Source organism: Streptomyces sp. NPDC056161 (assembly GCF_042268025.1).
In the GTDB taxonomy this organism is placed as follows: domain Bacteria; phylum Actinomycetota; class Actinomycetes; order Streptomycetales; family Streptomycetaceae; genus Streptomyces.
On the sequence record NZ_JBHJUV010000040.1, the window covers coordinates 1 to 18,349 of the forward strand.

The 18,349-nt window shown below is 73.4% G+C and carries 16 protein-coding genes; 9 read left to right on the forward strand and 7 right to left on the reverse strand.

Annotated elements, in window-relative coordinates; genetic code table 11:
* On the reverse strand, positions 1-254 hold a 254-nt coding region (locus tag ACFC09_RS30905), incomplete at its 3' end, for an acyl-CoA dehydrogenase family protein (RefSeq protein WP_376533644.1).
* 82 nt (positions 255-336) lie between these two features.
* Here ACFC09_RS30905 and ACFC09_RS30910 point away from each other — a divergent pair.
* The gene (locus ACFC09_RS30910) at positions 337-1,149 is read left to right on the forward strand and encodes a TetR family transcriptional regulator (protein WP_376533645.1); all 813 of its coding nucleotides are present in this window, start codon (positions 337-339) and stop codon (positions 1,147-1,149) included.
* Between the two features lie 35 nt (positions 1,150-1,184).
* Here ACFC09_RS30910 and ACFC09_RS30915 read toward each other — a convergent pair whose 3' ends face one another.
* Positions 1,185-2,021, reverse strand: coding sequence for a chitosanase (locus ACFC09_RS30915; RefSeq protein WP_376533646.1), 837 nt, complete (start codon positions 2,019-2,021; stop codon positions 1,185-1,187).
* A 257-nt stretch (positions 2,022-2,278) separates the two neighbouring features.
* On the opposite strand from ACFC09_RS30915, the gene ACFC09_RS30920 reads away from it, so the two are divergent.
* Complete coding sequence (locus ACFC09_RS30920; RefSeq protein WP_376533647.1) at positions 2,279-3,463, forward strand: AI-2E family transporter; 1,185 nt, start codon at positions 2,279-2,281, stop codon at positions 3,461-3,463.
* Positions 3,464-3,609: 146 nt separating this feature from the next.
* On the opposite strand, the gene ACFC09_RS30925 is transcribed toward ACFC09_RS30920, so the two are convergent.
* The 3 genes from ACFC09_RS30925 to ACFC09_RS30935 form a co-directional block, all read right to left on the reverse strand.
* A complete protein-coding gene (locus tag ACFC09_RS30925; RefSeq protein WP_376533648.1) occupies positions 3,610-4,392 on the reverse strand; it encodes a maleylpyruvate isomerase family mycothiol-dependent enzyme in 783 nt (260 codons plus the stop codon).
* 179 nt (positions 4,393-4,571) lie between these two features.
* Complete coding sequence (locus ACFC09_RS30930) at positions 4,572-5,243, reverse strand: response regulator (RefSeq protein WP_376533649.1); 672 nt, start codon at positions 5,241-5,243, stop codon at positions 4,572-4,574.
* Positions 5,240-6,514 (reverse strand): sensor histidine kinase, encoded by a 1,275-nt coding sequence (locus ACFC09_RS30935; protein ID WP_376533650.1) that lies wholly within the window; start codon positions 6,512-6,514, stop codon positions 5,240-5,242. The genes ACFC09_RS30930 and ACFC09_RS30935 overlap by 4 nt, the downstream gene beginning before the upstream one ends.
* A gap of 123 nt (positions 6,515-6,637) precedes the next feature.
* On the opposite strand from ACFC09_RS30935, the gene ACFC09_RS30940 reads away from it, so the two are divergent.
* The 3 genes from ACFC09_RS30940 to ACFC09_RS30950 all read left to right on the forward strand — a co-directional run bounded on the left by ACFC09_RS30940 (position 6,638) and on the right by ACFC09_RS30950 (position 9,796).
* Positions 6,638-7,324: a class I SAM-dependent methyltransferase gene (locus tag ACFC09_RS30940; protein WP_376533651.1), complete on the forward strand. Its 687-nt coding sequence runs from the start codon at positions 6,638-6,640 to the stop codon at positions 7,322-7,324.
* A gap of 306 nt (positions 7,325-7,630) precedes the next feature.
* Complete coding sequence (locus ACFC09_RS30945) at positions 7,631-8,395, forward strand: GNAT family N-acetyltransferase (protein WP_376533734.1); 765 nt, start codon at positions 7,631-7,633, stop codon at positions 8,393-8,395.
* Positions 8,396-8,629: 234 nt separating this feature from the next.
* Entirely contained in the window at positions 8,630-9,796 is a 1,167-nt protein-coding gene (locus ACFC09_RS30950; protein ID WP_376533652.1) for a S1 family peptidase, read from the forward strand.
* A gap of 55 nt (positions 9,797-9,851) precedes the next feature.
* Here ACFC09_RS30950 and ACFC09_RS30955 read toward each other — a convergent pair whose 3' ends face one another.
* Positions 9,852-10,757, reverse strand: a complete 906-nt coding sequence (locus ACFC09_RS30955) for a serine hydrolase (RefSeq protein ID WP_376533653.1) — start codon at positions 10,755-10,757, stop codon at positions 9,852-9,854.
* Between the two features lie 552 nt (positions 10,758-11,309).
* Positions 11,310-13,445: a glycogen debranching N-terminal domain-containing protein gene (locus ACFC09_RS30960; RefSeq protein WP_376533654.1), complete on the reverse strand. Its 2,136-nt coding sequence runs from the start codon at positions 13,443-13,445 to the stop codon at positions 11,310-11,312.
* A gap of 131 nt (positions 13,446-13,576) precedes the next feature.
* Between ACFC09_RS30960 and ACFC09_RS30965 the strand changes: the two genes are divergently transcribed.
* The 4 genes from ACFC09_RS30965 (at position 13,577) to ACFC09_RS30980 (ending at position 18,268) form a co-directional block, all read left to right on the forward strand.
* Positions 13,577-14,665, forward strand: coding sequence for a LacI family DNA-binding transcriptional regulator (locus ACFC09_RS30965; protein ID WP_376533655.1), 1,089 nt, complete (start codon positions 13,577-13,579; stop codon positions 14,663-14,665).
* Between the two features lie 226 nt (positions 14,666-14,891).
* Complete coding sequence (locus ACFC09_RS30970; RefSeq protein ID WP_376533656.1) at positions 14,892-16,136, forward strand: extracellular solute-binding protein; 1,245 nt, start codon at positions 14,892-14,894, stop codon at positions 16,134-16,136.
* Positions 16,137-16,364: 228 nt separating this feature from the next.
* A complete protein-coding gene (locus ACFC09_RS30975; protein ID WP_376533735.1) occupies positions 16,365-17,354 on the forward strand; it encodes a carbohydrate ABC transporter permease in 990 nt (329 codons plus the stop codon).
* Positions 17,351-18,268: a carbohydrate ABC transporter permease gene (locus ACFC09_RS30980; protein ID WP_376533657.1), complete on the forward strand. Its 918-nt coding sequence runs from the start codon at positions 17,351-17,353 to the stop codon at positions 18,266-18,268. Before ACFC09_RS30975 ends, ACFC09_RS30980 begins: the two co-directional genes overlap by 4 nt.
* The last annotated feature ends 81 nt before the right edge of the window (positions 18,269-18,349 follow it).

An 18,349-nucleotide genomic window follows, 5' to 3' on the forward strand; every position in this document is an offset into this window, starting at 1 on the left:
ACACACCCCCGCGCCACCTCCTCGATCACGATCACCGTCGCCAACGCGTCCGCACCCGCACCCCCGTACTCCTCCGGCACATGCACCGCATGCAGATCGTTCGCCACCAGCGCCTCCAACGCCTCCTGCGGAAAACGCGCCTCCTCGTCCACCACCGCCGCGAACGGCGCGATCTTCGCCTCCACCAGCGAACGCACGGAATCACGGAGCATCCCATGCTCCTCGGACGGGCGGTACAGGTCGAAGTCCGACATCAGCTCTCCCATGGAGTGGCACTCAGTACCCTCATTATGCATATTGAGTGCCATGCCGGAAGGGAAGAGGTACGTTCGGGCCATGGCGGACCAGCAGCACGAGGACACGACGCGCGACGACACCCCGCGCGCCGACACCGCTCACGACGACACCGCTCACGACGGCACGGCGCGCGCCGGGACGGACGGCGCCGGGACGGACGGCGCCGGGACCGCCGACGACCGGGAGAAGACCCCCATCAGGGACCTCCTCGTCTCCGCCGCCTTCGACCTGTTCACGGAGCGCGGCTACGACAGCACGACCATCGACGACATCGTGCGCCGGGCCGGGGTGGGCCGCCGGTCCTTCTTCCGGTACTTCCCCACCAAGGAGGAAGTCGTCTTCCCCGACCACGAGGGGGCGCTGGCCGACATGGTCGCGTACCTGGCGGACGGGGCCCGGGACCCCGATCCGGTCGCGCGCGCCTGCGGGGCGGCCCGGCTGGTCATGCGCATGTACGCGGAGAACGCCGAGTTCTCGGTGCGGCGGTACGCGCTCACCCGCAAGGTGCCGGCGCTCAAGACCCACGAGACGTCCGTCGTCCGGCGCTACGAACGGGCCCTCGCCGACTACCTCAGGGGGCGGTTCGCGACCCAGCCGGACGGTGACGTCCGCGCGTACACGGTCGCCGCGAGCGTGGTGGCCGCGCACAACTACGGGCTGCGCGCCTGGCTGCGTTCCGGTGCCCGTGGCGACGCCGCCGCGGGCATCGACCGGGCCCTCGACCTCGTCCACCGCACCTGGGGCGACACCGGGGAGACCCTCGTCGTGATCACCCGCAGCAGCACGCCCATGTGGCAGATCGTGCAGCAGTTGGAGGGCAGGCGGGACGAGGGCGCACCGAGAGGGAACTGATTGCTCGTTTCGAGAGCACTCAGTTCCCTCGAAGGTCAGCCGATGTGGTAGCTGTCGCCGTAGACCTTCCAGTCCAGCGGCGGGTTCAGGTCCAGGTTGCCCGCGCGCAGGAAGACGCGCTGCGCGGTGTCGACCCGGCTGGTGTCGCTGTGCGCCTCCTCCTGCTTCATGGCCCACACCCGGGCGTCGAGGAAGGCATCGAGGTAGACCGTCTCGTCGCCGCCCTGCGCCGGGGGCTTCGCGGAGCGCAGCGCCCGCTTGCGGATGTTGCCGAAGCTGGTGGCGTCGCCCCCGTCGCCGTGCATGACGATGGCGTCGTAGTACGCGAACTGGCCGAGCACGCGCAGTCCGTCGGTCTTGCCCTGGCTGACCGCGGGGTTGAAGTAGACACGGTCCCGCTCGTCGTTCTGGGCCTGCTGGAAGACGGTGTCCTGGGCGGCGGTGCGCCAGTCCCGCGGGAAGTTCGGGTCGAGCCCGTCGTGCGAGTCGGTGCCGTCGACCTGGCGCAGGGCGGGCAGGTACTTGGCAAGGACGTTGCCGGGCTTGCGGGCGGCGTAGAGCTCCACGAGGTCGAGCATGTCACCGGTGCCCGAGCAGAACCCGATGATGCCCGCGGTGTAGCCCCGGCCGTCGCCGATGTCCTCGATGTACTTGTACTGGGCCTTCCAGTCGAGCGAGGAGTTCTCCGCGCTCGACACGAGCTTCATGCCTATCTCCTTCTTCGCCGGGTCGTCGAGGCCCGGCGCCGCCGCCGGCGCCGCGGTGGCGCGGGGCACGGCGACGAGGGCGCCGATCGCCACGGCTCCGGTCAGGGCGACGAACGTCCGGCGGGACACGCCGGTCGATGATGCTGCGTCATGGCCGAGATGCATCAGGGACTCCAACCGAGGGTGGGGGTGGGGGGTTCGGAATCTGGTTCGGTGCCTGCCATGCATTGATAGGAAGGTTTCCTATTAGACGTGGCAGGGGAAGCCCCGGCGCGGGAAGTTCGTAGGATCGGACGAGACGAAGTCGTGACGCATACGGGCAAGCCCACGACGCGGGCGGGCGTCCGGGCCGGCGCCGCCCGGTCCGTCCGGGCGCGTTGCACCCCGTCGGCGGTCGCGCTTGCGCTTACCGTGCTCTAGACATGACTGGTCATCAGGGACGGAAGGGAGACGCGGGCCGCGGGCGCGGCCCGCGGGGTGCGGTCCTGGGCAGCAGGCCGGCGCGCCCGGTGCGGCTGCCCCCGCGCACCCGCTCCGGACCGCGGGAGGTCACGACCGCAGCGGCCGAGTGGACGGTGCCGTGGCTGCGAGTCGCCGCCGCCTACGCCTGGCGGCTCATCCTCGTCGGCTTCGCGGTCTACGGCCTGTTCACCGTCCTGGGCCGTTTCCAGCTCGTCGCCGTGGCCCTGTTCCTCGCCTGCGTCCTCACCGCGGTGCTGCGCCCCATCGCCGACCTGCTGAGCCGCGTGCTCCCGCGGCCGCTGAGTGTGGCCGTCGCGCTCATCGGCAGCGTGCTGGTCGTCCTCGGGCTGTTCGCGCTCGTGGGGAACGCGGTGGCCGGCGAGTCGACGAAGCTGGCGGGCGAGTTCCGCGGCGGCATCCACCGGATCGAGGAGTGGCTCCAGCATCCGCCGTTCCGGCTCGGCCGGGGCCGCCTCGCCGACCTGCAACGCCAGGTGATGAACTACCTCAACACCCACCGCGGGAGTCTGCTCAGCCGCGCCGTCAGCGGTCTCGGCAGGGTCATCGAGGTGGGGACCGGAATCGCCCTCGCGCTGTTCTCCTCCGTCTTCTTCATCCATTCCGGCGAGCGGCTGTGGGACTGGGCACGGGACCAGTTGCTGCCCGCCCGCGCCCGGGACGGGTGGGACCGCGCGGGCCGGGCGGCCTGGCACACCTTCGCCGGCTACACCCGCGGCATCATCATCGTGGCCGCCACCAACGCGGTGCTGGTGTGTGCCGCGCTGCTCCTGCTACGGGTGCCGCTCGCGCTGCCGCTGGCCCTCCTTGAGTTCTTCGCCGCGTTCGTGCCCCTCATCGGTTCGCCCATCGCGCTCGGCGTCGCCACCGTGGTCGCCCTCGCCGGGCGCGGCCCCGTCACGGCGGCGGCGGTCCTGGTGCTCATCGTCGTCATCGGGCAGTTGGAGGGCCATGTGCTGCACCCGCTGGTGATGAGCTGGGCGGTCCGGCTCCACCCACTGGTCGTCGCCGTCTCCGTCATCGCGGGCGGCATCGTCGCGGGCGTGATCGGCGCGGTGGTGGCGGTCCCGCTCGTCTCCGTCGTCTGGGCGGTGCTGCGCGCGCTGCGGGCGACACCGCCGCCGTAGCGACCGTGCCGACGCCACCGGGCATCGGACGTCGGGCATCGGGCATCGGGCATCGGGCATCGGGCATCGGCAGCACCTCGCGTCCACCGGCGCGGTGAACACGTCCGGCGGCGCGGCGCGTCCGGCGCCGGTTCGACCGCGCCGGGTCACTCGTGCAGCCAGAAGCCCGTCCGCCGCAGCCACAGGTCGAGCAGGGACCGGTCGCCCCGCACCTCGGTCCGCGCGTCGACGGGCCGACCGTAGACGAGCAGCAGCAGGTCCATGACCGGTCCCCGGACGGTGACCGCTGCCGCGTCGCCCGCGTGCCGCCAGCGGGGAACGTCACCGGTGAGGTCGACGAACCAGTCCCCGGCGGGATCGTCGGTGGCGGACAGGCGCAGGGTGCGGCCGGCCCCGAGCAGGGGCTCGTCGGTCCCGGGGTCGTACGCCTCGGGAACCGCGCCGAAGGACATCCACTCGTCGAGGCCGTCCCGGGCCACGGCCGCGGCGGCCTCGTGGCCGACGCCCAGGGTCCGGGCGGCGTCGGCGCGGTGGACGACGGTCTCGTGCAGCATGCGCCTGGCCCAGAACACCAGGGGCTGGTCGGGCACGACGGTCCACACGCGAGTGTCGGGACCGGCGTCGGCGAACGCGTCCGCGAGCCGGCGTGCGCCGTCGGCCAGCCAGGCGTCGAGCACCGCCGTGTCCTCGTCGCCGTAGCCGAAGACGTCGTTGACGAGCGCGTCGGACACCGGTTCGGTGGCCCGGGTGCGGACGATGGTCTCCACCCAGCGGTGGGCACCGCCCACGTGCCGCGCCAACTGGCCGAGGTTCCATTCCGGGCAGGTCGGCACGCGGACCGTGGGATCGGCGCCGGCCAGCAGGTCCCGCAACAGAGCGGTCTGGGTGAGGATTTCGGCCCGGTAGCGGTCGAGGTCCCAACGAGGCATGGGGCCACACTACGAGACCGGGCCGCCGCAGCCGCAGCCTCTTTTGCGGCGCGAGTGGCAGGACCGCCGCGGGCGTGTCCGGCCGCGGGCGTATCCGGCCGCGGGCGTATCCGGCCGCGGGCGTATCCGGCCGCGGGCGTATCCGGCTGCACCCCGGCGGGCACCCGCGCGGCGACCGGTCAGCCGGCCACCCGGACCAGACCGCTCTCGTACGCGAAGATCACCGCGTGCACGCGGTCCCGCAGGTCCAGCTTGCCCAGGATGCGGCCCAGATGGGTCTTGACGGTCGTCTCGCCGAGGCACAGCCGGGCGGCGATCTCCGAGTTGCTGAGGCCGCGGGCGACGAGGGCGAGGACGTCCCGCTCGCGGTCGGTCAGCCGGGCGAGGCCGCCGCGCCGGACGGCGGACGGCGCGGGCAGGACGTACCGTTCCACGAGGCGGCGCACGGCCGACGGCGCCATCATGACGTCCCCTCGCAGCACCGCCCGGACGGTCACCAGGATCTCCTCGCCGAGCGCGTCCTTGACCAGGAATCCACTGGCTCCGGCCCGCAGCGCCTCGTAGGCGTACTCGTCGAGGTCGAAGGTGGTGACGACCAGCACCTTGGGCGGTGACGGCCGGGCACACAGCTGCCGGGTCGCGGCCAGACCGTCCGGTTCGGGCATCCGTACGTCCATCAGCACGAGGTCCGGCCGGAGTTCGGCGCTGCGCTCCAGGGCGGTGCGTCCGTCGGCCGCCTCGCCCACGACCGTCAGATCGGGCTGGCTGTCGATCACCATGCGCAGTCCCCTCCGGATCAGTTCCTGGTCGTCGCAGAGCAGCACCCGGTGCGGTGCGGGCGTTCCGCTCACCGGTTCACCGCCGCGGGCCGACACGGCGTCAGCCACAGGCAGGCGTCCACCCGGTAGCCGCCGTCGGGCAGCCGGCCGGCCTCGACGGTCCCGCCGTACAGCGCCGCCCTCTCCCGCATGCCGACGAGCCCCTGGCCCGCCGAGACGGGAAGGGCCGGGGGCGCGGCCCCGGTGCCCACCGCGTTGTCGACGCGGATGCGGACCCGGCGTTCCGGTCCCGGGTCGCCGAGGTCGACGCGGACCCGGGTGGCCGCGTCGGGCGAGGCGTGCTTGACCACGTTGGTGAGCGCCTCCTGCACGATGCGGTACGTCTGCTCGATCACCGCCGCGGACACGCCGTCGCGCTCGCCGGTCAGCTCCAGGCGGCAGTCGGCGCGCAGGCCCTCGACCAGGACGCGCAGGTCGTCGAGGGCCAGGCCGCGCCCGGTGGTCCCGCCCGCCCGGACCCGGCGGTCACCGGCCCGCTCGGCGTCCCCGGTCCGGCCGGTCGGGTCGTCGGCGCGCAGGACGTCCAGGAGTCCGCGGAGTTCGCGCAGCGCGGCCCGGCCGGTGGCGCCGATGGTGCGCAGCGCGCGGTCCGGGGCCGAGGGGTCGGTGGGATGGGCCAGCCTGGCTCCCTCGGCGTTGAGGACCATGACGGTGATGCCGTGCGCCAGCACGTCGTGGATCTCGCGGGCGATGCGGGTCCGTTCCTCGGCCACGGCGGCGCGGGCCAGTGCCAGCCGCTGCGCCTCGGCGAGTTCGGCGCGGCGGGCGAACTCGGCGAGATAGGCGCGGCGGGCACGCACGTACGCGCCGAAGGTCCAGGCCCCGGTGAGCCACAGGACCACGGAGAGCGGAGTGAGCCAGGCGTCGCCGCCGGCCCCGGCGCGCGGGTGGTCCGCGACCCAGCCGGGTATCCACACCAGCACGCATGTCCCCGCGCAGAGGGCCGTCGCGATGGCGGCGCGGCACAGCCCGCGCACCGAGAGCGTGTAGAAGACCGCGGCCATGGCGAGGGCTCCGCGCCCCGGTTCCCGGCCCCACACCTCGCCCAGGTACTGCGCCCAGAAGGCGGCCGTGACGAGCGCCGCGGCCACGACCGGGTACCGGCGCCGGAACAGCAGGGGCAGCACGAGCGCCGTGTACACCGTGAGCTGCGCCCACACGGGCCGCCAGCCGGGCTGCTCGCGGATCACCGGCGGTACGGCGACGAACACGACGAGCAGGACGTCCATCTGCCGGGGATGGCGCCGACGCCACCCGGCCAGGCTCTCCATCAGACGAAGCACCGCCTCACGCTACGGCGGTCCCGGACGGCGGGACGTCAGCCCGTGGGCTGCACCGGGGTACTACCCGAGGAGGACCCGCACGGACCGGGAGAACGACGCCGGGCCACGCCACGGGTGCCCAGCATGGCTGCCGTGTCGATCACCACGCAGTTCCTCAGGCATCCCCTCATGACCGGAGCGGTGGCCGCCAGTTCGCGGCGGCTGGCCCGCGCCATGACCCACGGCGTCGGTCTCGCGGACGCCGCTCTGGTCGTCGAACTCGGTCCCGGGACAGGTGTGTTCACCGATGTCCTGCTGCGGCTGCTGCCCACGGACGCGCGGCTCGTGTCGATCGAGCTGAATCCGCGGCTCGCGGCGCGCCTGGCCGCCACCCAGCGCGACCCACGGCTCACGGTGGTCACCGGCGCCGCCGCGGACCTGGCGCGGGCGGCGGGCGGTCCGGTGGACGCGATCGTGTCCGGCCTGCCGTGGACGGTCATGCCCGCCGCGGAGCGGCATCGCACGCTGGACGCGGTCGCCGGCAGCCTGGTGCCCGGCGGCCGGTTCACCACCTTCGCCTATCCGCACGCCGCCTGGACCCCGCCGGGCCGTCGGTTCGTCGCCGATCTGCGCGACCGTTTCGCCCTGGTCGAACGCGGCCCGGTGGTGTGGCCCAACGTGCCGCCCGCGTTCGTGTACCGGGCCGCCGCCCCGCGGCCGTCCGCCGCGTCCACGCCACGGTCCGCCGCCGACCGCCGGTCCGTCACGGGTGGCGGGCGGGTGACGCGCTCACGTGCGGGAGGACCGGCGGCACCCGGTCCGACGACGTGAGCGTGAGGAAACCCAGCGGTACGCAGTCCGGACCGAGGAAGACCGGTGGCGCGCGGTCCGACACGAAGAGGACCCACGGCAGCCGGCCGGACCGGCGGGCGCAGTCCGGCACCGGGAGTCGAGTCCCCCGTTCCGGGCCCGGAGGACACGCGGTCCGCCACTCGGAAGACGCACAGTCCGGCACCGGGGGGACGCATGGTCCGCCCTCCGGAAATCGGATGCGCGTCCCGCGCGATCGTGATGGAGTCGACCGCCGTGACCCCGTTGGACGTTGCCTTCATCGACCCGGCCGACCTGACCTCCCGCATGGCGCGGAACCTCGCCGAGCACGCCTGCCACCTGCACCGCGGGCTGAGCGGCGCCACGGTCACGGAGAGCGCTGATCTCCTGGTCGCGGACAGCGGCCTGGACGACGACACGTTCAACATCGTCGCCGCGGCCCGCTTCACGCCGGACGACGCCGCCCGGCGCATCGCCGGCACCGTGCGGACGCTGGCCGCCACCGGCCGCCGCTTCTCCTGGTGGGTGGGGCCCGACTCGACCCCGGCCGACCTGTCCGACCGGCTGTCCGCCGCCGGTCTGCCGGCCGCCGAGGAGGAGACGGCCATGTGGGCGCGGCTGGACGACTCCCCGCCGCCGGCCACCGTCGAAGGGCTCGACATCCGGCCGGTGGCCACGCCCGAGCAGCTTGACGACTACGCGGCGGTCCTCGCCGCGAACTGGAGTCCGCCCGCCGAGACGGTCCGCCGTTTCTTCGCGCGGACCGCGCCCCGGGCGCTCGCCGCGGACTGCCCCGCCCGCTACCTGGTCGGCTACGCGGCGGGCCGTGCCGTCTGCTCGGCCGAGGTCTTCGCGTACGCGGGGGTCGCCGGGCTCTACAACGTCTCCACCCTCGCGGGTCACCGGCGGCGCGGCTACGGCACGGCCGTCACCCTCGCCGCGCTGCACACGGCCCGGACCGAGGGCCTGCGCGTCGCGGTCCTTCAGGCGTCCGGCGACGGTGAGCCCGTCTACCACCGGCTGGGTTTCCGTGCCTGCGGCCGGTTCACCGAACACGCCGTCAATCCGTGACCGCCCGGCGCCGGAAGAGGGCGCCGCGCACCCCCGGGGCGGGGTCGGCCTGACGCGCCCGCCCTGCCCTCCCCCGGCGTCGCCGACGTCCGACGCCCCGTCACGAACGAGCCGCATTGGCATGGACCTGCCCATGATCAGCGGCTAGGCTCGGCTCCGCCACACGGCTGAGAGCGCTCTCACCGTCTCTGCTGTTCCACCCCCACCCCGTTGGAACGACGAAGGGCAACCCCCATGAGACGCACCAGATTCACGCATGCCGGCCTCGCCGTCCTGCTCATGCTCGGCGCCGGCGTGACGGCGGGCGCCCTGCCCGCTTCCGCCAGCGACGCACCCGCCGCGACCCGGTCCGCCGAGGCACCCGCGTCGGGCGCACTGCTCACCGCCATGCAGCAGGACCTGCACCTGACCAAGGCCGAGGCGGAGGCGAGGCTCGCCGCCGAGCAGCGGGCGACGACCGCGGAGCCCGCGGCGCGCCGGGCCGCCGGGACGTCGTTCGGCGGCTCCTGGTTCGACGCCTCAAGCGGCACCCTCACCGTCGGCATCACCCCCGGCACCGCCGACGGGACCCGCCGGGCGATCCGGGCGACCGGCGCGACCGTCACCACCGTCGAGCACAGCGCGCGGCAGTTGGACGCCACCCTCGCGCGCCTCGACAAGCTCACCGCACCGGCGGGCGTCACCAGTTGGCACGTCGACCCGCAGGCGAGCACGGTGGTCGTGAACGTCGCCGAGGGCCAGCAGACTGACAACGATGTCCGTACGTTCGTCGACCGGGCCCGCAAGGCCGGCCCGGTCACCGTCGAGTCGATACCCGGCGCGCCGGCGACCCTGGCCGCGGGCACCGTGGGCGGCGACCCGTACTACACCGGCAACGTCCGCTGCTCGATCGGCTTCTCCGTGTACGGCGGGTTCGTCACCGCCGGACACTGCGGCCAGCCCAGCGCCGGGGTCAGCGGCTGGGACGGCAGCTACATCGGCAACTTCCAGGGCTCGTCGTTCCCGGACAACGACTACGCCTGGGTCAACGTGGGCAGCGGCTGGTGGACGGTCCCGGTCGTGCTCGGCTGGGGCACCGTCTCCGACCAGCTCGTGCGCGGCTCGGCCGAGGCACCGATCGGCGCCTCCATCTGCCGGTCCGGATCGACCACGCACTGGCACTGCGGCACGGTGCTCGCGAAGAACGAGACCGTCAACTACAGCCAGGGCGCGGTGCACCAGATGACCAAGACCAACGTCTGCGCCGAAGGGGGCGACTCCGGCGGCTCGTTCATCAGCGGCGACCAGGCGCAGGGAGTCACCTCCGGCGGCTGGGGCAACTGCAGCTCCGGCGGCGAGACCTGGTTCCAGCCCGTCAACGAGATCCTCAGCCGGTACGGCCTGACCCTGCACACCGCCTGATCCACCGGCGCACCGCAGCGGGCCCCGGCCGTCGGCCGGGGCCCGTCCTCTCGGGTCAGCCGGCGGTCGCCGGAGCGAGCGCGGTGCGGGCCGCGCGTTCCACCAGCGAGACGCCTTCGTCCATCGTCGGGCTGCCGTCGGAGAGGACCGCGACGAGGTAATGGTGCCCGCCCGCCGTGATCCAGCCGATGCTGTTGACGTCCCACAGTTCGGTCGTCTCCCGTTCCAGCCAGCCGTTCTTCAGCTCCCGGGCGGATCCGGCCGCCGACGCCGCCGAGACGCCCCAGGACTGCTCGTCCACGACGTGGGACATCAGCGTGCGGAGGTAGCTCCGGGAGTCCGCGCTCAGTCCTCCGGTGCCCGCGGACGCGCCGGAGGACGGGGCGAACACCGCCCGCAGCAGCCGTATCTGGTCGCTCGCCGTCGTCCGGGTGAGCCCCCACTTGAAGCCGGGGCCGCCCTGGGTGGAGGTCAGCCCCAGGCGTTTGTTCGCCGCGTCCAGGCCCGGGGCCAGGCCGATGCTCCGCCACAGCGCGTCGGCCGCGTCGTTGTCGCTGCGCTCGATCATGGGTTCGGCCAGGGCGCGCTCCTGCGCGGTCAGGGCACGCCCGGCGTCCTGCGCCTTGAGCAGCAGTGCGGCGAGGATGTCGACCTTGACGATGCTCGCGGTGTCGTACGCGCCGCCGGCGCCGTACACCGTGGGGGTGCGGGCCGCGGCGTCCAGGTCGAGCACCGCGGCGGTGACCCGTTCCTTGCCCTGCGGGCTCACCTGGGCGAGGAACCCGGCGGTGGCGGAGTCGGACCGGGCCGCGGCCGTCGCGGCGGCCGCGGGTTCCGGGACCAGGGCACCGATCGAGAAGAAGGACGCCACCGACGCCGCCAGGGCGGTGACGCCGGCCGCTGCGCGCCTGCGCTTTCCCGACTGCCGCGGAGGGGACGGGGGTGACGGCTCATGGGGCATGGTGGGGGGACCTCGGCAGTTCATCGGGGACCGGTCACAGCACAACGAACGTAAACAAAACGCCCCTGGTGCGAAGTGACGGCCGCCACCTCGGGGCCGCTTCACCCGGGCATTGTGGGGAAGGACACAGCACCGGCCAGGGGGCACCGCGGCATCCGGGGCGCGCGGGACGGTCCGGGTCCGCGCTACGACCGCGAGGCCGAGCGCCGTCGTCAGGGCCACGCCCGGAACCTCGGCCCCGGCCCCGGAGGTGAGCACGGTCACCCCGGCCCACAGCGCACACGGGGGCGATCCGCCGCCGCGCGAGCGCCGCGAACCGCACCACGGCACGGACGCGTTCGGCCGACGGGCCCCGAGAGCGGAGTCCGCGGCGGGCGCCCGGCACCCCGTCGACGCCGATCAGCCGGGACCGTAACGGGAGGCCGTGCCACGAGGCCGTGCCGCGCTCCGTCCCGGCCCCGGCGCGGCGCCCGCGCGCCGCGAGCGGCGGTCCGCACGCGCGGAAGGGCGCCCCGGCACGCCGGGCGCCCGCGGTGCCGGGGGCCCTCCCACTCAGCCGGTGATCACCCGCAGGCCCTTGGGCGCCCGTGTGCTCACCGTGCCGTCCGCGGCAACCGTGACATCGAGCCGCTCCCCACCGGCCTCCAGCCCGGTGACCGTCAACGGCCCGTAGGCGCGGGCGAATCCGGGCGCCACGGTGATCGTGCCGCCGGGTACGTCCGCCTCCAGGCCGAGACCCGCGCGCAGCACGTGCACCGCGGACGCCGCCGCCCATGCCTGGGGGCGGCAGGAAGCCGGGTAGGGGGCGGGCCACGGGCCGGCCTGGTCGCCGTGGCCCGCGAACAGTTCGGGCAGCCGGGCGTCGAAGGCCGCCGAGGCGGTCAGCAGGCTCGCCGCCAGGGAGGCCGCGGCGTCCGCGAATCCGGCCCTGACCAGGCCGTGCACGGCGATGGCCGTGTCGTGCGGCCAGATGGATCCGATGTGGTAGCCGTACGGATTGAAGCCCGAGGCGGCGGAGCTGAGGGTGCGCAGCCCGTGCCCGGAGTCCAGATCGGGGCTGGTCAGCCGGGCGGCCAGCAGTGCGCTCTCCTCCTGGTCGAGCAGGCCCGTGCCGAGGAGGTGCCCGAATTGGGAGGTGATCGCGTCCACGGGCCGGCCGTCCCGGTCCAGTGCCAGCGCGGGGTACGGTCCTGCCGCGTCCTGTGTCCAGAAGCGCTCACGGAACCGCGTGGCCAGGCGTTCGGCCCACTCCTCCCAGGCGTCCGCGCCGGGCCGGCCGAACGCCCGGAGCAGGGCCGCGCCGCCGCGTGCGGCCTCGTACGCGTACGCCTGTACCTCGCACAGCGCGATGGGCGGCTCGGCGAGGCGGCCGTCCTGGTACCGGACGGCGTCGCCCGAGTCCTTCCAGCCCTGGTTGGCCAGGCCGCGGCCGGTCAGGTCGACGTACTTCAGGAAGCCGTCGCCGTCCGCGTCGCCGTGGTCGCGCAGCCAGGCGAGGGCGGACTCGGCGTGCGGCAGGAGTTGTTCGACCTGCTCCGGGGGCAGGCCCCAGCGCCAGGCGTCGTGCAGCAGGACGAGCCACAGCGGGGTGGCGTCCACCGTGCCGTAGTACACCGGCGGCAGCGCGAAGGTGTCCGTGAACTCCTGGGTGCCGCGCCGTACTTCGTGCAGGATCTTGCCCGGCTGCTCCTCGGCGGCCGGGTCGGTGACGGCTCCCTGCCGGCGGGCGAGGGTGCGCAGGGTGCCGGCGGCGAGTTCGGTGCCGAGCGGGAGCAGCATGCGGGCGGCCCACAGGGAGTCGCGGCCGAAGAGGGTGAGGAACCAGGGGGCGCCCGCGGCGAGGAACTGGTCCACGCGACCGCCGCCGGCGCCGCCCTCGTTGGACCGCGGGTCGGTCAGGCGCAGCCCGTCGAGGTCCGCGAGGGACTGCCGCACCCAGCGGTCGAGGCGGCGGTCCGCGGAGCGGACGGCGGGAGTGCGCCACGGTACGGCGCCGGCCGGGGGTGCCGGGAACTGGTCGCCGTCGGCGTGTGCCGCCGTGCCGTGCAGTGTCATGGTCCAGCCGGTACCGGGGTCCAGCTCGACGTCGTAGACCAGGCGCCCGGTCGCCGGGTCGAGCAGGCCGGGGGCGGGGTCGGCGGTCAGGCGGACGGTGACGGCGTCACCGGACCAGGTCAGCGTGGTTCCGTCAGCCGCGCGGGCCGGAACGAGGGGGCAGGGCTCGCCCGTCTTGACCCGTTCCATGAGGGCCAGGTCCGTCGCCGCGGTGACGGTCAGCCGGAAGGCCACCCGGCGCCGGCCGGCGTTGGCGACGGTGAACTCCTCCGTCAGGCGGCCGGCCGTGACGGTGCGGTGGCGGTGCAGTTCCACGGCCGGGTCCGCGGTGGTCTCGCCGAGCCCGCGCAGGACGGCCCGGAAGCCCGCCCGGTCGGTGCCGTCGAAGCCGCCCGTGACCGGCGCGAGCGGGATGCCGTCGACCGCGACGGTCAGCCTGGACAGGGCCCTGACGTCGCCGTGGTAGAAGCCGTCGACACCGTGCTCGATCTGCCCGTCCGGGCGGGAGAGGGCGAAGCTCGGCGCGCGGAGTGCGACGACCGCGTCGTGCAGGAACGGCTGCAGTCTCCTGGTCGGGTCCGCGGCCCGCGTTTCCGGGTCGTCTGCGTCCTGGGGCTTGACAGTGGTATCCAAATGAGAAGAACCTCTCAGCGTTAGATCGTTCCAAAGACACTAATGTCCTTGTCAACGCGATGACAATGCCTTTGGAACGCTCAAATTCGTCCTCAGGGCTCTCATCCGGCCCTTTCTCGTCGGAGTTCCGCATGTCCCGCACCTCGCGTTCCCCGTCCGCCCAGGGCCCGGTCACCCTCGCCATGGTCGCCCGCCGGGCCGGCGTCTCCCCGCAGACGGTGTCCAATGCGCTCAACTCTCCGGACCTGCTGCGCCCCGAGACCCTGGAGCGGGTCCGCCGTGCCGTCGACGAGATGGGGTACCGCCCGAGCCGGGCCGCGCAGGCGCTGCGCACCCGTTCGAGCAAGCTGATCGGCTACGGCATCCAGCCCGCCCCGCGCGGTGCCACGGCCCCGGTCATGGACCGCTTCCTGCACGCCCTGTCCCAGGCGGCCGACACCGCCGGATACCGGATCCTGCTGTTCGCGAGCCCGCCCGGCGAGCCCGCCCTGGACGGGTACGAGGAACTCCTCGGGCGCCACGAGGTCGACGGTTTCGTCCTCAGCGGCACCGCGCGCCGCGATCCGCGCCAGGCGTGGCTCGCGCAGCGCGGCGTGCCGTTCGTCGGCTTCGGCCGGATGTGGTCGGGACGTCCGATCGGCGACTGGGTCGACGTCGACGGCGCCTCGGGCACGGATGCCGCGGTCGAGCACCTGGTCGGCCTCGGGCACCGCAGGATCGCCTTCCTCGGGTGGCCGCGCGGCTCGGGGGTCGGTGACGACCGTGCCGAGGGCTGGCAGCGGGCCATGCGCCGGCACGGACTCGCCACCCGCGGGCGGCGCGCGCACAGCGTGGACGACATCGGGGCCGCGCACGACGCGGTCAAACCGCTCCTGGAGGCGGGCGCGACCGCCGTGGTCACGGCCAGCGACACGCTGGCCATGGGCTGCTACGACGCGGTGCGTGAGCGCGGCGCCGCACCGGGCCGGGACGTCGCCGTGATCGGATTCGACGACTCCCCTACCACGGCGCTCGTCTCGCCCGCCCTGTCCTCGGTCGACCAGCCCCTGGAAGCCATCGGCCGGGAGTGCCTGCGCCTGCTGCTGGCCCGGATGGCGGACCCCGCCGCGCCCCCGGAACGCGTCCTGCTGAAGCCGTCCCTGATCCTGCGCGACAGCGTTCCCGACACCGAGCACGCCGAGCACGCCGGTCCGGCCCCGGACGGACCGGTGGCCCGCTAGACGCTCCGCCGAGCGGGCCGCGCTCTGTCGTCGTTCCCGCCGGTGCCGAGTCCCCGATGTCGGCTCGGAGTCGGGCCCCGGGCGACGGCGCGGCGACCGGTCACCCACCTTCCCGGCGCACCCTCGGGGGCGCTCGCCCAGAATCTTCCCCCTTTCTCCTCCCCACCCCGGGTGCCCGCGGCACCCGGGCGGAGCCGCACCCACACCGAGTACACGGAGGAAAGCAATGATCACCCGCACCGCCGTCGCGGCCCTCGCCACCTGCGCGGCGCTGACGACCGTCACCGGCTGTTCGTCGAGTTTCGGCGACGACAAGGAGACGAAGCAGGACGCCGGCGCCAAGCAGCACCTGACGGTGCTCATCGCCACGTCGGGCGACGCGGAGACCAACGCCGTCAAGGCCGCGGCCGCCGCGTACCAGAAGCAGTCGGGCAACACGGTGACCGTGGAGGTCGCCAAGGACATGAACCAGCAACTGGCCCAGTCCTTCGCCGGGCACAAGCCGCCGGACGTGTTCTACGTCAACTCCGACCAGTTCGCGAACTACGCCAAGGCGGGCTCGCTGTACGCGTACGGCGACCGGATCGAGGACGCGGACGACTTCTCGGCGCAGCTGCGCTCCTCCTTCACCTACGACGGAAAGCTGGTGTGCCTGCCGAAGGACACCTCCACGCTGGGGCTCGCCGTCAACACCGAGCTGTGGCAGCGGGCCGGGCTGACCGACCAGGACTATCCGACCACCTGGGCCGAGCTGAAGCAGGTCGCGGGCAAGCTCACCGGCGACGGGGTGACCGGGCTGGTGACCACCAACGAGTACCAGCGGCTCGGCGTCTTCATGAAGGAGGCCGGCGGCTGGGTCACCGATCCGCGGCAGACGAAGATGACCGCCGACGACGCAGGCAACGCGCAGGGGCTCGCCTTCGCGCGGTCCCTGCTGAAGTCGGGTTCGATGAAGTACGCCCAGGACGTCGACACCAGTTGGGGCGGCGAGGCCCTGGGCAAGGGCAAGGCCGCGATGACCATCGAGGGCAACTGGCTGGCCGGGGCCATGAAGGCCGACTACCCCGACGTCGGCTACAAGGTGGTGGAACTGCCCGCGGGACCGGCCGGCAAGGGCTCGCTCGCCTTCAGCAACTGCTGGGGCGTGGCCGCGGAGAGCACGCACCGGACGGCCGCCGTCGACCTGGTGAAGTACCTCAGTACCGGCGAGCAGCAGCTGAAGTTCGCGGACGCCTTCGGTGTGATGCCCTCGCGCACCAGCGCGCTGGCGGACTACGCGCGGCAGGCGCCGGCGGCCGAGGCGTGGGTGGACTCCGCCGCGTACGCGCAGGGCCCGGTGACCATAGCCGGGTTCGACAAGGTGCTCGGCCAGTTCAACACCGATCTGCAGGCGCTGCGCGACACCGATCCGAAGACGATCCTCGCCGCCCTGCAGCGCAACGGCGAGCAGGCGCTGACGAAGGGCGACTGAGCCGTCATGTCCCTGCGTACCACCCGCGCCGCGGACCACCCGCGCGGCGACGGTTCCTCCGGCTCCGGGCTGCCGCGCGCCGCGGCACGCTCCCGGTCGACCGGTTCCCCGGACGCTCCTGACGCGCCCGGCGGGACCGGTTCCAGCGCGGCGCCCCGCGCCCTCCACGCCCCGCGCGCGGGGCGCCGCCGCGGCGAGGGCCCATGGGGCTGGCTGTTCGTCAGCCCCATGGTGCTCGTCCTCGGTCTGTTCCTGCTGCTGCCCATCCTGATGGCCCTGTGGGTGAGCCTGCTGCACTGGGACGGGCAGTCGAATCCGTTCAGCGGCCGGGCCGACTTCGTGGGCCTGGACAACTACCGGACGCTGCTGACCGAGGACGGTCTGGACCGCACCCTCTTCGCGACCTCGCTGCGCAACAACGCCTACTACGTGCTGCTGACCGTGCCGTTGCAGACCGGCCTGGCCCTGGTGCTGGCGCTCATCGTCAACCAGCGGCTGCTGCGGGCCCGCGGCGCGCTGCGGACCGCGTTCTTCTTCCCGTCGGTGACCAGTTCGATCGCGGTGTCCACCGTCTTCCTGTTCCTCTTCCAGGGCAGCGGGGCCGTGAACACGTTGCTTTCCTGGGTCGGGGTCAAGGGTCCGAACTGGTTCGCCGACCCGCGCGGGGTGCTCTCCCTGCTGCTCGACGCCGTGGGCGTCGTCGACCCCGCACGTCCCCCCGGCCTGCTGGCCGACCACTCCTTCCTCGGTCTGTCCTGGTTCCAGTGGCTGTCCGGGCCGTCCGTCGCGATGTGCACGATCATCCTGCTCGCCGTGTGGACCACCTCCGGCACCTTCATGCTGATCTTCCTCGCGGCGCTCCAGGACATCCCGCGCGAACTGGAGGAGTCGGCCGCCCTGGAGGGCGTCAACCGCTTCCAGATGCTGCGGCACATCACGCTGCCCGCGCTGCGGCCGGTGCTGTTCCTCGTCCTCACCCTCGGCCTGATCGCCACCTGGCAGGTCTTCGACCAGGTGTACGTGATGGGTCAGGGCAATCCCGGCAACACGACGCTCACCCCGGCCTTCCTGTCGTACTCGTCCGCCTTCGACGGCTCCGACTTCGGGCAGGGCGCGGCCATCGCCTTCATCATGCTCGGGCTGATCCTGACGCTGACCGCGGTGCAGCGCTGGGTGATGCGGGAGCGCGACCCACGCCCCGCGGGGAGGAACCGATGACATCGACGACACGGACGACACGGACGGCACGGGCGGTCCGGACGCGGCGGCGTCCGGTGCTCGGCCGCTATCCGCTGCCGCTGCGGATCGCGGGACACGTCCTGGTGGCCGGACTCGGCCTGCTGTACGTCCTGCCGTTCCTGGTGCAGTTGGTGACCGGCTTCAAGACCGACCCGGAGGCCGCCGCGCATCCGCTGTCGCTGGTGCCCCTCACCCCGACGACCGCCGCCTACCAGCGGCTGTTCGGGCTGAGCGAGGCCGGTGACGGGGTGCCGTTCCTGCGCTGGCTGGGCAACTCCGCCGTGGTCGCGGTCCTGGTCACCGCCGGGCGGGTGCTGTTCGACTCGATGGCGGGGTACGCGCTGGCCCGGCTGCGCTTCCCCGGGCGCACCCTGCTGTTCGCCCTCGTGCTCGCCGTGATGGCGGTGCCCGGGGTGGCCCTGCTGATCCCGAAGTTCCTGGTGCTGAACACCTTCGGGCTGTTCGACACGTACACCGGGATGATCGTGCCGCTGCTGGTGGACGCCGCGGGTGTCTTCATCATGAAGCAGTTCTTCGAGTCGGTTCCGCGGGAGGTGGAGGAGGCGGCCCGGGTGGACGGCGCCGGGATCCTGCGCATCTTCTGGTCGGTGGTGCTGCCGATGGCCAGGCCCGCGCTGCTGACCCTGACCGTCCTGTCGTTCCAGAGTTCGTGGAACGAGTTCACGCACTTCCTGGTGGCCACCCAGTCCGCCCAGTACGAGACGCTCACCACGGGGCTCGCCCGGTTCGTCTCCGGCGGTCTGGGCGGCGGCACCCAGTACCCGCTGAAACTCGCGGCGGCCCTGCTCTCGACCCTTCCGGTCGCGGTGCTGTTCTTCTGTTTCCAGCGGTACTTCGTGCAGGGCGCCAACGCGGGCGCGGTCAAGGAGTGACGGCCGGCCCGGCTGTGCGAACCCTGTGAACTCAAGCCGCCAGGTCGCTGCCGGGCCGAACCCTCGGTCGGTCGCGGCGGC

Excerpts from the sequence above, each read along its gene's own strand:
- ACFC09_RS30910 (WP_376533645.1), top strand. The coding sequence starts at position 337 with ATGGCGGACCAGCAGCACGAGGACACGACGCGCGACGACACCCCGCGC.
- ACFC09_RS30915 (WP_376533646.1), bottom strand. The coding sequence starts at position 2,021 with ATGCATCTCGGCCATGACGCAGCATCATCGACCGGCGTGTCCCGCCGG.
- ACFC09_RS30920 (WP_376533647.1), top strand. The coding sequence starts at position 2,279 with ATGACTGGTCATCAGGGACGGAAGGGAGACGCGGGCCGCGGGCGCGGC.
- ACFC09_RS30925 (WP_376533648.1), bottom strand. The coding sequence starts at position 4,392 with ATGCCTCGTTGGGACCTCGACCGCTACCGGGCCGAAATCCTCACCCAG.
- ACFC09_RS30940 (WP_376533651.1), top strand. The coding sequence starts at position 6,638 with ATGGCTGCCGTGTCGATCACCACGCAGTTCCTCAGGCATCCCCTCATG.
- ACFC09_RS30945 (WP_376533734.1), top strand. The coding sequence starts at position 7,631 with ATGGCGCGGAACCTCGCCGAGCACGCCTGCCACCTGCACCGCGGGCTG.
- ACFC09_RS30950 (WP_376533652.1), top strand. The coding sequence starts at position 8,630 with ATGAGACGCACCAGATTCACGCATGCCGGCCTCGCCGTCCTGCTCATG.
- ACFC09_RS30955 (WP_376533653.1), bottom strand. The coding sequence starts at position 10,757 with ATGCCCCATGAGCCGTCACCCCCGTCCCCTCCGCGGCAGTCGGGAAAG.
- ACFC09_RS30965 (WP_376533655.1), top strand. The coding sequence starts at position 13,577 with ATGTCCCGCACCTCGCGTTCCCCGTCCGCCCAGGGCCCGGTCACCCTC.
- ACFC09_RS30970 (WP_376533656.1), top strand. The coding sequence starts at position 14,892 with ATGATCACCCGCACCGCCGTCGCGGCCCTCGCCACCTGCGCGGCGCTG.
- ACFC09_RS30975 (WP_376533735.1), top strand. The coding sequence starts at position 16,365 with ATGGTGCTCGTCCTCGGTCTGTTCCTGCTGCTGCCCATCCTGATGGCC.
- ACFC09_RS30980 (WP_376533657.1), top strand. The coding sequence starts at position 17,351 with ATGACATCGACGACACGGACGACACGGACGGCACGGGCGGTCCGGACG.